The 12,592-nt window shown below is 56.5% G+C and carries 9 protein-coding genes and 1 pseudogene; 1 reads left to right on the plus strand and 9 read right to left on the minus strand.

Annotation, left to right across the window (positions count from 1 at the left end; genetic code table 11):
* Positions 1-2 precede the first annotated feature (2 nt).
* The 4 genes from RA27_RS09105 to RA27_RS09120 all read right to left on the minus strand — a co-directional run bounded on the left by RA27_RS09105 (position 3) and on the right by RA27_RS09120 (position 5,152).
* Complete coding sequence (locus RA27_RS09105; RefSeq protein ID WP_039537507.1) at positions 3-1,562, minus strand: ABC transporter substrate-binding protein; 1,560 nt, start codon at positions 1,560-1,562, stop codon at positions 3-5.
* 91 nt (positions 1,563-1,653) lie between these two features.
* Positions 1,654-2,346 carry an XRE family transcriptional regulator gene (locus RA27_RS09110; protein WP_052265230.1) on the minus strand — a complete coding sequence of 231 codons (693 nt, stop codon included), beginning with the start codon at positions 2,344-2,346 and terminating at the stop codon, positions 1,654-1,656.
* A gap of 107 nt (positions 2,347-2,453) precedes the next feature.
* Positions 2,454-4,493, minus strand: a complete 2,040-nt coding sequence (locus RA27_RS09115) for an NADH:flavin oxidoreductase (RefSeq protein WP_039537510.1) — start codon at positions 4,491-4,493, stop codon at positions 2,454-2,456.
* On the minus strand, positions 4,490-5,152 hold the full coding sequence (locus RA27_RS09120; protein WP_052265231.1) for a helix-turn-helix domain-containing protein: 663 nt from the start codon (positions 5,150-5,152) through the stop codon (positions 4,490-4,492). Before RA27_RS09120 ends, RA27_RS09115 begins: the two co-directional genes overlap by 4 nt.
* Positions 5,153-5,318: 166 nt before the next feature.
* On the opposite strand from RA27_RS09120, the gene RA27_RS09125 reads away from it, so the two are divergent.
* Entirely contained in the window at positions 5,319-7,283 is a 1,965-nt protein-coding gene (locus RA27_RS09125) for a CocE/NonD family hydrolase (protein WP_052265232.1), read from the plus strand.
* Between the two features lie 28 nt (positions 7,284-7,311).
* Here RA27_RS09125 and RA27_RS23570 read toward each other — a convergent pair.
* The 5 genes and pseudogenes from RA27_RS23570 to RA27_RS09145 all read right to left on the minus strand — a co-directional run.
* Positions 7,312-7,531, minus strand: a pseudogene (locus RA27_RS23570) (integrase core domain-containing protein); the annotation flags it as partial.
* Between the two features lie 354 nt (positions 7,532-7,885).
* Entirely contained in the window at positions 7,886-8,530 is a 645-nt protein-coding gene (locus RA27_RS09130; RefSeq protein WP_343294155.1) for a TniQ family protein, read from the minus strand.
* 59 nt (positions 8,531-8,589) lie between these two features.
* On the minus strand, positions 8,590-8,940 hold the full coding sequence (locus tag RA27_RS09135; RefSeq protein WP_193746490.1) for a hypothetical protein: 351 nt from the start codon (positions 8,938-8,940) through the stop codon (positions 8,590-8,592).
* A 583-nt stretch (positions 8,941-9,523) separates the two neighbouring features.
* Entirely contained in the window at positions 9,524-10,837 is a 1,314-nt protein-coding gene (locus RA27_RS09140) for an HlyD family type I secretion periplasmic adaptor subunit (RefSeq protein ID WP_039537515.1), read from the minus strand.
* Positions 10,838-10,840: 3 nt separating this feature from the next.
* Positions 10,841-12,568 (minus strand): type I secretion system permease/ATPase, encoded by a 1,728-nt coding sequence (locus RA27_RS09145; RefSeq protein ID WP_052265234.1) that lies wholly within the window; start codon positions 12,566-12,568, stop codon positions 10,841-10,843.
* Between the last annotated feature and the right edge of the window lie 24 nt (positions 12,569-12,592).

Consider the following 12,592-nt stretch of genomic DNA (forward strand, 5'->3'; position numbering starts at 1 on the left):
GATCAGGCGGGTTTGAACAGCGGCAGCAGCGGCTCGCCATTCGGTTTGAGGCCCGGGTTGACCGTATCCTTGTGGATCAGACCAACAACCTCATGCGTCAGGAAGACATAGCAGCCGCTTTCGTCCATGAGACCCTGCATCTTCTTGTAGATCTCATCGCGCTTGGCCGGATCGCTTTCGACCAGACCCTCTTCGTGCAGCGCCTTGTATTCCTCGTTGTTGAAGCGCTCCCAGTTCCAGACGCCAACCTGTTCCGGTGTGAACCAGACGGTCGCCCAGCTTGGGTCGGGGTTCATCGAGAACCGGCTGAGAACCAGCTGAAGGTTCATGAAATAGTCGCCATCCTTCGAGCCCAGCGTCCAGAATGTACCACTGTCATTCTGCTTGATCTCGCAGGTGATGCCGACATCAGCCAGATTGGCCTGAATGACCTGCGCCGCAGTCAGACGTTCTGACTGGTTAAGGATGTCCAGAGTCACAGTCATGCCTTCGGCACCCGCTTCGGCCAGCAACTCTCGCGCCTTGTCTGGGTCATAGTCATAGGTCACGCTGTCCCGGCTACCCGGCAGACCCGGTGCGATGATGCCGTTGCCCACGGCGGCGGCTCCGAAATAGGCCGCATCGACCACGGTCTGACGGTCAATCGCGTGCTGGATGGCACGGCGGATACGAACGTCTTTTAACGCTTCGTTGTCGTGGTTCATGCCCAGCCAGACATAGGCCAGCGAGGGTTTTTCTTCGACTACAGACCCGGCGGGCGGGTTTTCCTTGAGCCGCGGCAGCGAGGATACCGACGTCCAAGTGTAATCCAGGTCGCCCGCTTCAAAACCCAGTTCGGCGGTCGAGGGGTCCTCGATGGGCAGGATGTGAATTTCTTCGTACCCTCCGGGCTCATAGGCCCAGTCCGGGTTCCGCTTCAGAACAGTTTTCTGTTTGGGGACCCATTCTGTCAGAATGTACTGGCCAGATTGCGCCACCGGCTCAGACCCGATCTTGCCGCCTATTTCTTCGACTGCTTTGCGTGAAACGATGCAAGAGGCGGGCGTCGGCAGTGTCGTCGTCCACAGTGGCACGAACTTGTTTTTCAGGTGGATCAGACCCGAGAGATTGTCTTTGACTTCAACCTCCTTCAAAGCGCTCCAATCGCCAGCATAGGGGCTTTCATTGGCCGGGTCTGCGATACGCTCAATCGAGAATTTCACATCATCGGCGGTCATCTGGCCGAAGCCATCGGTAAACCCGATATTGTCGCGCAGTTTGAATGCAATGGTCAGGTCGTCCAGCTGTTCGATGTTTTCAACAGCAATGGGCCGCCAGTTCCACTCGTCGCCCTGTTGGTTGGACACCAGCGGGGCATAGATCGACCGCATGATGTCGGCCTCGGGCAGCGCTAGCCAGAAGGCTGGGTCAAGCACTTGCAAATCGCTATAAGACCGGATTGTCAGGACCGAGCCATCGGCACTGACAGCCATATGCGGAAATGCGAGGCTGGCCGCACCCAATGCACCAGCACCGGCCAGAACGGAGCGTCGGGAAACGTCCCCTTTGAAAATCGAACTCATTTGCTTACTCCCTGTTTGTCTTCGTATCCAGGCATCTGCCCGGTTTGGTTGCTTGCGGGCAGGCGCCCGCGACTTCAGGTGCCAGCAGGCGTTATCCGTTCTTTTTCTTGTGTGACTGTGGCAGTTGCTCTGCAGCACCAAGGGCTGAGAATCTTGGGATGATGACGGGTGAGTTCACCCAGATCATGCGCGCGGGTTGATCGGTTACGTTACGCAGGACGTGCAGAATTTCTCCAGGAAAGCTGAAACTGTCCCCATTGCGCAAGGTGACGGTTTCGTCCTCAAGAACCAGTTCCAGTTCACCGTCCAGAATGACACCATGCATCTCGCCATCGCGCGAGAAGTACTGGTCTACGACCTGTTCGGAATAGGGGCGGTAATCTGAGACGCCCAAACAGAACCCACCGCCAATTGAACTGGATAGCAACTGATCCGCATAGCCCGACTGCGCGATGGGTTCGTCGTACAGAAGGTTCAGGTTTCGACGGTTGGATTGACGCACGACATAGGCGCGCTCCAGCGGCCCAGAGCCGGGGCGATGGTTGAAAAACCATTCCTCGGGAACACCAAGGGCAGCGGCAATGCGTGAAATCTTGTTGAGCGAGGCGCTGACGGTGCCGCGCTCGATCGCGCTGAGGTGGCTGATCGAAACACCGCTGCTGTTTGCAAGCTCGGCCAATGTCATCTGGCGGGCTTTGCGCAGCTGACGCACCTCAGCACCGAAAGCTGCAAGACCCTCTTCGCTGGCCGTGCGGGTGTATTTTTTCGATGTGCCCTGGCTCACGAATCCTCCTTACGCTCGCTGGTGTTTTGGAAATGCTACGTTGGTTTTTCTTTTTCGCAAGAAAAATTATCTATTTTTCTTGTATTGGTGATGCCTCCCTGCGCTTGCTACCATCGGACGCCCATGCGCAGCGCGTCGTAGATTGCTGCGTGAATGTTGCGTGCCGATACAGCGTCACCGATGCGATATAGGCCAAATCCGGCACTGGGATTGGTTTGCGGAAACAGATCGCCTACGCCGGAGACAAGCACACCCTGATCAACCGCTCCGCGATTACGCGACAGAGGTTTGAGATCAAAGTAGAGATCGTCCAGAGGCCGCGTGCCCTGATTGATAACCACCTGATCATATTCTCTTTTTTCGATAAGTTCAGAATAGTCGGTGCCGATATGGGCTTGCAGATGATTGCCTGATTTTTCGATCGATTGCAGAGTTCGGGTGACAGTGAACACGGCCCCGGTTTTCTGCAACGAGCGCATATAGGGCACCAGATTCATCGCCATAACTTCGGGCGCAAAGCTACGATCACGAGTCATGACTTCGACCCGTGCGCCAGAGGCGGCGATGACCTCGGCGGCCATCAGGGCCGGGTGATCGCCTGCATCGTCAAAGATCAGTACGTTCTCACCCGGCTGCACGTCGCCGGACAGGATATCCCAGGCGGATACCGCCAGTTCATTGCCCGAATCTAGGATCGTTGCGTCCGGCAGGCCCCCGGTCGCAATCACGACCATATCCGGTGACAGCGCGGTCACGTCACTGGCTTCGACATAAGTGTTGAACTGAAATTGAACATCTCGCGCAGCACATTGCGCTATGCGCCAATCGATAATCCCGATCATCTCGGCGCGGCGCTTGGATTGCGCGGTCAGGCGAACTTGCCCGCCGGGCTCGGGGGCAGCCTCCAGAACGGTGACATCATGGCCACGTTCGGCAGCAACGCGCGCCGCCTCCAGCCCGCCGGGGCCTGCGCCGACGATTACAGCGCGGCGGGGTATTTTAGCGGCGGGGATGACATGTGGCATCGACAATTCACGTCCCGTGGCGGCGTTGTGAATGCAAAGCGCTTCACCCGCCTGATAGATGCGGTCGAGGCAGTAGGTGGCGCCGACGCAGGGCCGAATGTTATCTTCCTGTCCGGTCTGGATCTTGGACACAATCATAGGGTCGGCCATGTGCGCGCGGGTCATCCCGACCATGTCTAACAGACCCGAGGCCACTGCATGTCGCGCAGTCGCCACATCAGGGATGCGCGCGGCGTGAAAGGTCGGCATCCCGATCTCTGCCCGCACCCGCCCGGCAAAATCCAGATGCGGCGCACTTTTCATGCCCTGCACCGGGATCACGTCCGTCATCGCTGGGTCTGTGTGAATGCGTCCGCGAATGACATTCAGGAAATCGACCTGGCCGCTGTCACGCAGCCTGCGCGCGATCTCGGGCCCTTCTTCCTCGCTGATGCCGCCCTTTTGGATCTCATCCGCGGTATAGCGGACACCGACGATAAACTCTGGCCCCACGCGGTCGCGGATCGCATCCAGCACCATGAAGCCAAAGCGCAGCCGGTTGTCGAAGTCCCCGCCGAATGGCGCGTCCATCGTGTTGGTCAGCGGCGACCAGAACTGGTCCAGCAGATGCCCGTAGGCCTGCAACTCGATCCCGTCCAATCCGGCGGCTTGCATGCGTTCAGCCGCATCGGCATAGTCGGTCACGATCCGCTCGATATCGAAGTCTTCCATTTTCTTCGGAAAGGCCCGATGTGCCGGTTCGCGATAATGCGAGGGCGACAAAGAGGGCAACCAGTCACCTTTGTTCCAACCTGTACGCCGCCCGAGATGGGTCAGCTGGATCATCACCGCGCAGTCATGGGTGTGGCAGGCGTCGGTCAGTTCGCCCATCCAGCGCACGACCTCATCCTTGTAGGCGAGGATATTGTTGAACACCGGCGGACTGTCACGGCTGACGGTGGCCGAACCCGCAGTCATTGTCATCGCAACGCCCGCTTTTGCACGCATTTCGTGATAGGCGCGATAGCGTTCTTTGGGCATTCCGTCTTCTGGGTAGGCGGGCTCATGACTGGTGGTCATGATCCTGTTTTTCAGGGCCAGGTGCTTCAGTTGATAGGGTTGCAACAGGGCGTCGCGGCTCATGGCGAGGTTTCCCGGTCAGACGCCTGAGGTGCAACGACATCCTTGGGAATGACGACCGGTGAGACCGCCCAGATCAGCCGGCACACTTGATCCGTCCGATTGCGGGCATGATGCGGGATGCGCGCGTCAAAGCTGTAGCTGTCACCAGTGCGCAGGGTGATGAACTCATCCCCGATCTGCATTTCCAGCTCGCCCTCCAGAACCAGCCCGTGCTCTTCGCCTTCGTGCTTTTGCAAGGGATCTTCGGGGCGTTCAGAGTGCGGCGCATAGACCGCCATGCCCATATAAAACTGCCCGCCGATCGAGCTGGACAGCAGGTGATCGGTATAGCCCAGCTCAGCCGCGTCCTGTCCGTAGAGCGTATTGAGTGCACGACGGTTTTGGGCGCGCACAACAAAGGCTTGTTCCATTGGGCCGGCCCCGGCCCGGCGGGCAAAGAACCAATCCGGCGTGACGCTGAGCGCGCTGGCGATGGCCTGCAATACATCGACCGAAGGCTTGGAGACCCCGCGCTCGATCGCCGACACGTGGCTGAGCGAGATACCCGCCTCTTCGCTCAGCTGTTTGAGCGTGAGCTGGCGGGCTTTGCGCAGCTGCCGAACCTCACTGCCCAGCGAGGATATTGCGGATGGCAAAGCGACGACGTTGTCAGATGGCATACGGCTCTCCGAAAAATGACTTGAGCGGCTAAACTCTGTCAAAATTGAAATCAGACTAGAATTTTAAAGTCAAATTCTATTTTAGATCGAATACAGCATACCTATTGCAAGTTCGATCTGGATTTGCAGAACTGGGGTGAACACTAAACGCACGCAGCGGATCATTATGGCAGATCAGATCGACTATCCTTTCGACGTGTCAGAGACGGATCATCTGTGGATCGAAATGCCCGACGGCGTGCGCCTGGCCGCGCGGTTGTGGCGCCCGGTGGCGCAACATCCGGTTCCAGCCATTCTGGAATACATTCCCTATCGCAAAACCGACATGGTCCGCGCGCGGGATGAGCGGAACCATCCCTATTTTGCTGCCCACGGCTATGCCTGCATCCGGGTCGATATGCGGGGATCGGGGGACAGCGAGGGGCACATGTCGGATATGTACGCACCGGCAGAGCTGGACGATGCACGACAGGTTATCGAATGGCTAGCTGCACAACCCTGGTGCAATGGTCGGGTCGGGATGTTCGGTACATCCTGGGGCGGTACCGCATCTCTTCAGGCAAGTGCCAATGCGCCTGTACCCTTGAAAGCCACAATCGCCGTCTGCGCCACGCATGACAGATTTGAGGATGATATCCACTATATGGGCGGTTGCGTTCTTTCGGATACGTTCGAATGGGGAGCAACGCTGCCCTCTATCCTGGCATCTCCACCGTCGTTGAATGTCGGGCCGGATTGGAAATCGCTTTGGAAAGAGCGGATCGACACCCTGACATTTCCCTTGGAAAACTGGCTGCGTGAGGAGGGGCGTGGTGACTATTGGCGCCACGGCTCGGTAGTTCACACTGCGGATAACCTTTCGGTTCCGATCCTGTCAGTCGGCGGGTGGAGTGATCGCTATTCCAATTCTGTCATGTCTTTGGTTGATGCGCGCCCCGATCTGGTCTGGGGAATCGTTGGTCCGTGGGGGCATCATTATCCCGACCACGGTAGCCCCGGGCCTTCCGTCGGCTTTCAAGAGCTGGCGCTGGAGTGGTGGGATCATTGGTTGAAATCGGATCAACCCGACACCCCTGAATGGCCGCGCCTGCGAGTCTGGATGCGCGAATTCGATAAACCGAGTAACAGTTTGGCCCAAAGATCCGGGAGATGGGCGCAAAGCGGGCCAGCCTCGCAGGAAAGCGCGATGCAAGATTGGGACTTGTCCACGTTGAAATCCAGCGACGGCACTGCGCCATGGCGGATTCCCGCAGACCCGACCGTTGGGCAAACCGCCGGGGACACAGGGTATTTTGGCCGCCCCGGTGGGCTGCCTCTTGATCAAACCTCAGACGGTGCCCGGTCATTGGTGTTCGAAACGGCTCCTTTGGCCCAAGACGTCATTATCTATGGTTCGGTTACACTGGCTCTGTACGGTGAGGCTGGCGACAAACCGGGGCAGATTATCGCCAGACTTAACGACGTAAATCCAGAAGGGGTCGCTGCACGCGTATGTTACGGCGTTAGAAACCTTTCGCTTGACGAGAATTTAGATCGTGCCCCCTCAACGATGAAAACAGGCGAATTCAAGGGGAAGATCCGACTTCATTCGACGGCCTATCGCGCGCGCAAGGGACACAGCTTGCGACTGGTTTTGTCTTCATCTTACTGGCCTCTCATCCATACGAAGTTCCCGGCCTTGGATATACAGATAAACCACGCAACGCTGTGTTTGCCTATTCTACTCCATGAGCCCGAAGACTTGTCTGAACCATTGCCCCCGGCACAAGACCTGCCCGTGCAGAAGCGGTATTCCACCCATGCGTCTGACACTTTGTCACGCTGGACACAGACCGCTGGGGACAAGATCGAGATGGGCTGGCATCAGCCGCTTCTGAAGACGACCTTTGCCCAGACAGAAACCGTTTTCAGCTATGAAACCAGCATGACGCACAAGCTGGACACTTCAGATGGCGTTGAGACACAGACAAGCGTCCGTCACAGGATGGTTTTCGAACGGCCTGACGGGACTGCGGAGGTTTCGGTCGCTTTGACTGCCTGTACCACAGGCGATCACACAAAGACGGATGCCGAGTTAAATGCGACATGGAACAATCAACCCTTCGCAACAAGACAATGGCGTATTTTGTAACGATTCGTTGGTCGATTCATTGTCGGATTTAGCGCTTCTGCTTTGTCGGATCTGAATTAATGTGGGTTATCGACCTGTGATCCATCGGGATGATGTTTTCGGGCGCTGGCGGTCGATAGCACAGTGCACTGTGGGACGTTTGCGTTGTAGTGTCTCCTCAATTGCGCAATCAGAATTTGGACTTCGCGTAGGCTATAGAAAGTTTCACCGTTGAGCAGTTCATCTCTGAACCAGCCATTGAAGCTGTCACTGCACTCTAATTAATCAGAATTTTCGGATTCACGGCGTTCTGGGGCGTTTTTGTACCCTTAATTGCAATATATCCACAGGTTCCTTGGCTTATGGCTTGACCCCACTTGAGCGCTGCCGGATTGCATCGGCGCGCATCAGAAGCGCTTGACGATTTGCGTCTGCTCCGAGCTCTGAGATGGCCTGACGAACGGCCTGCAAAGCGCTCTCCGGCACTCTCGGGCGGCACAATCCATGTGTTTCGTGGCCGGTTGGATGCCCGGTTTCGTCCAGTCCAGTAAGCGGTCGATCGAGGTCTTGCGACAATCCACGGATCCGCTTGATCACCTGACGATGTTGAGGAAAGACGCGGCTCAGCTCCCGGGCCGCCCGGTCGTTTCCTCGCAATATGATGGCGGCATCCAACAAGGGACGGGTCGTGCCGATACCGACCGCCGCAAGCGCAGTAGCCTTTCGCGCTTGTTCCCGGAGGTGAGCGACCAAAGACGCCCGATCTTCAGCAACGATATGACTTGCAGCGTCAGACTGATCCGGTACAACCGCGCGAGATCGGTCGTGGCGGCAGCCGTCTTCAGAACTTCCGCGCCGCGCAAAGCGCGAGCATGAAGTCCGCCTGATACATCTTTGACTGGATACTTGGCTGCCAGGGCCTGGCCGCAGATTTCGCAGGTCATCAACCATGCTAAGCGCCAATGGCGAAACACCAGATCGGGTGATTTCGCAACATACCCCGGACAATATTGGAAGTCATGTCGGGACACGTATTGCACGTCATGATGCATTGTATCCGGGAATCGCGGAACCGCCCCGCATAGCATGGCCCAGTTCGCCGTCCGCAGGTCGCTTGCGCATTCCGGCTCCCCGCCCTGCCCCAAACCCAGATAGCCACAAAGCTCTTCAACCGAACAATGATTGACCTTCGCCAAGCGACCCATCCAGCTCGACAGAAGCTCATCACGCATACGTGGCGTTCGAAACGGTAGCGGTCTGACGGTCACCCGAATGCAGCGGCGGGTTGTCGAGGTATGTTCCAGGCATGTTTCGTCCAAACCGGTTGCTAGGCATGAACCGCTTCGTCCGTGATCCGCTCTTTTCCGGTCTCGATTGCATCGATAGCCAGGGATTTGATCATGACGAACATGCGCGAGGTGACGCCGCCGGTCACTTTCAGGATCGTCCGAAGCGACGCCACCGTAAGGCCTGAGCGTTGCTCAAGCGCCATCGCCGCGATCAACGTCTGGATCAGGCGAGAGAACCCCACATCATCTTCCCATAGCGGCAGGTAGTGTTCGCCCAAACGTCTTGCCAACTGATCGTTGCCGAGGAACCGGAGCATGTTAAGGAAACGGCGTTGCTCAGACGCCGATAAAGCGACCATGTGTGGTTTTTCGCCAAGCCCAGTTCCCAAGCGGCCTCTCCGGTTGCCGCGCTTATCGGCTCACCTCTCTTCTCAAGCTCCAGGATCGGACGAAGAACCCCTGCACGGTGTTTCGCAAGACGCTCATTTGCCACGCAAATCCCCCGCCCCAATAGGCCGACACTCATCCACAGCTCCGACGGTACAACAATTAAGGGTACGGTATGGTAATTAGCGATAAAATATGAAAATTGAGAGTATAAACCGCCATTGATTTCATAGGACAATTTCAGACAAGATTCTGGTTAATTAGGGTACAGTGACAATTCTACTGACGCGCTTCTCTAAAAATGGGGGGATTACCATCTCTTCCAGATCACGGTGCGAGACGCCGTATCGAACGTAGAAAAACACCGCGAAGAGGATAACATCCTTCGGATACTGCGCGCCTTTGAGGAGATCATGAACCGACTTTCGACTTCAAAATTTTGATAGCCACTCACTCGAAGCAATTATGGACGTCAAATATCAAAAGTTTGCAACAGAGCCCTGATAGAGAGCAGATTGTTTATCTGTTGCGTATTGCACATTGAAGATCAAGAAGCTTAACAATGCGGCACTATTCTTATGTAGTTCACTCTTCCCGAAACGCCTGATTAACCTGATCCAACAACGGCTTGGACAGATAGCTCAAAACCGTACGATCCGACGTGGTCAGATAAGATTCCACGGGCATACCAGGAATAAGTTCCTGATCACCCAGTCTTTCCAACTCTTCGGCCTCTACAGAAACAGTCACCCAATAGAATGAAAGACCCGTGGCCTCATCAATCGATGTGGATGCCGAGACATCTGCAACAGCCCCGACAAGTTCCGGCGTGGTTCGTTGGTTGAAGGCCGGGAACCGAACCTTTGCGGGTTGCCCGATATACACCTGATCAACTGCACTTGGATCAATTCGGGTGCGCAGTACGAAGCCTTCGTTCAAAGGTACGATTTGCAGGATCAAACCGCCTGGTGGGACAACGCCACCAATCGTGCTGAACTGCATCTCGTGTATCCGACCACTGTTTGGCGCCCGGATGTCAACCCGGTCAAGCTGCTTTCTAGTTGTCAGGATTTGTTGCCGAAGCTCCTGAATTGAAGTGGTGGTTTCCCGAAGCTGCGTGACAACTTCCTCCTTGGTCTGGCGCTGCCCTTGGAGGAGTTCTAGTTCCGTGTCACGGATTGAGTTCTGGATTCGTGCAAGTTCTGATTTATGCTCGGCAATCTGGCCCAGAAGGTCGGCCTCATTTCGCTGAAGTGACCGAAGCTGACTGGCACGCGCGAGACCTTTATCGGTCAGTGTTGTCTGCGCTTCGATCTCTTCATTGATGTAGCTGAGCTGGCGTTCCTTGGCTTCGATAAGCCCATTCACCCCGATCGTTTGATTCTCAAATTGTCGAACTTTCTCGGCCAGCTGTTCCTTGCGACCATTCTCCAGATCAATGCGCGCCTGAAATATCTGCTGCTGCCCCGCCTGATGCACATGAACCGCTTCTTCGGCCAGCAAAGGATCAATCTCAGAAAAGGAAATCTCGGTCATTTCCGATTGCTCGGCAATAAGTCGATCTCTTAACGCCAAAGCCTCTGACAGCCGCGTTCGATAGATCGCCATATTTGCTTTCAGTAGCGTGTCGTCCAACTCGACAAGCACGTCACCTTTTTCGATCTGATCCCCATCACGGACATGCAGTGCGTGGATGATCCCGCCATCCAGATGCTGAACGGCCTTGGGGCGACCATGAACTTCAACCGATCCCTGCGCTATGACAGCACCGCTGATTTCGGTGGCGTGGGCCCACCAGGTTCCGCCAGCCAGAAGTGTAACTGCGGCTACCATCCCTAACAGGCCCGGCCAGCGCGTTGATGTCTTAAGCTTGGGCCCCTGCCCCTGCATCGCAATCATCGCTCATACACCTTCGATCGTTGATGTCGGTCTGCTCCGTGACGGCCGCACCGATTTCTGCAGAATTTCTTCTTTGTCGCCGAACTCGGCAACGCGACCGGAATGCAGCACCAGCACCTTGTTGACCGCAGAAATTGCACTGGGCCGATGTGCCATAACAACGACCGTACTGCCCTGTTCACGAAGCGTGACAATCGCCTGCGACAGAGCATCATCCCCGGCCGCATCCAGATTCGAGTTGGGTTCATCGAGGATCACATAGCGCGGCTTTCCAAAGATCGCGCGCGCAAGTCCAATGCGTTGCAACTGCCCGCCGGACAATGGTGCGGTACCGAACCCAAGTTGGGTCGCATAGCCATCGGGAAGCTGCAGGATCATCTCGTGCACTCCCGCAATACGAGCCGCCTCAATGACGTCTTCGTCCTGCGCGTCGCCGTCAAAACGCGCAATATTGTCGCGAATAGTGCCAGACAATAACTCCAGTTTCTGTGGCAAATACCCGATCTGCCGTCCCAGCGCTTCTTCTGACCACTGGTCAAGCGTCGCCTCATCCAGCCTAACTTCTCCCTGATCCGGAAGCAGCGCGCCGACAAGAATGCGGGCCAACGTGCTTTTGCCCGAGGCACTTGGTCCGATGACGCCGACTGCGTCTCCCGGCTCCAGTCGGAAACTCACGTTCTCCAGTATCGGCGGTCGATCTGCGCGCCTGTCTCCTGGGAGTTTTGTGACACCTGCCAGTTTCAGATGGCCCGTTGCTGGAGGCAGGTCGATAATGGGCTTCATCGCGGGCACACTTGCAAAGGCTGTCTTCAAACGCCTATGTGCTTCTCTTGCGCGTACCACATTACGCCACTGGCCGATCACCTGATCGACGGGCGCCAAAGCGCGTCCTGCAATAATTGAAGTCGCAACGATCATCCCGGCGGAAATCTCCTGCTGTAGCGCAAGATAGCCGCCCAGACCGAGTAAGGTGGATTGCAACAACATTCGGAACGCTTTTGAGGCCGCTGCAAAACCCTCGGCACGATCGCCACCGACTTGCCCGGTCGCCAATCCATCGTGATGCATGTCCGCCCATTTTCCGGCCACACGGCTCGCCATGCCCAGCGGCACAATCGCCTCAGCGTTACGCCGGCTTTGTTCGACGAAGAAACTCTCAGTGCCGTCCATCTGCATCGCCTTGGCGTGATGGCGGTTTGTTGACCACTGATTTGCCAGCGCAAGAACGAGAACCACGCTCAAACCCGCGACCGTCAACCATCCAAGCCAGGCATGGATATAAAAGACGACAGCCAGATAAAGCGGGATCCAGGGCAGATCAAAGAATCCAAGCATGGAAGGGCTGGGAAGAAAACCCCGTACAACCGCCAGATCGTTCAGCGGTCGCCCCAGCGCTGGCGTCTCTTGCAGAGCTGAGCGCACCCAGATGTCATAGGCCGGTTTCCCCACCATCTGATCCAGACGATACGATGCGCGTGACATCAGGCGTGTCCGCAGAAAGTCATAAACGCCGAGGAAGACAAACAGCACCAGCACAATCAGATACAACGCCTGCAACGTAGGCACCGAGCCGCTTGCCAATACCCGGTCATAGACCTGCAGCATGAACATCGGACCGGTGAGCATCAGGATGTTCACTGCCGCCGAGAACAGTGCCACGGCGATAAAGGTTCGGCGCAGTTTGCGCACGGCACCTTCATATGCGCTTGCTTCCGCGTGAATTGCGTTCATTGAGCGATATCTCCGGTATGAAAA

Origin of the sequence: Ruegeria sp. ANG-R (genome assembly GCF_000813985.1) — a bacterium.
GTDB lineage: Bacteria > Pseudomonadota > Alphaproteobacteria > Rhodobacterales > Rhodobacteraceae > Ruegeria.

Excerpts from the sequence above, each read along its gene's own strand:
- RA27_RS09105 (WP_039537507.1), bottom strand. The coding sequence starts at position 1,562 with ATGAGTTCGATTTTCAAAGGGGACGTTTCCCGACGCTCCGTTCTGGCC.
- RA27_RS09115 (WP_039537510.1), bottom strand. The coding sequence starts at position 4,493 with ATGAGCCGCGACGCCCTGTTGCAACCCTATCAACTGAAGCACCTGGCC.
- RA27_RS09120 (WP_052265231.1), bottom strand. The coding sequence starts at position 5,152 with ATGCCATCTGACAACGTCGTCGCTTTGCCATCCGCAATATCCTCGCTG.
- RA27_RS09125 (WP_052265232.1), top strand. The coding sequence starts at position 5,319 with ATGGCAGATCAGATCGACTATCCTTTCGACGTGTCAGAGACGGATCAT.
- RA27_RS09140 (WP_039537515.1), bottom strand. The coding sequence starts at position 10,837 with ATGATTGCGATGCAGGGGCAGGGGCCCAAGCTTAAGACATCAACGCGC.
- RA27_RS09145 (WP_052265234.1), bottom strand. The coding sequence starts at position 12,568 with ATGAACGCAATTCACGCGGAAGCAAGCGCATATGAAGGTGCCGTGCGC.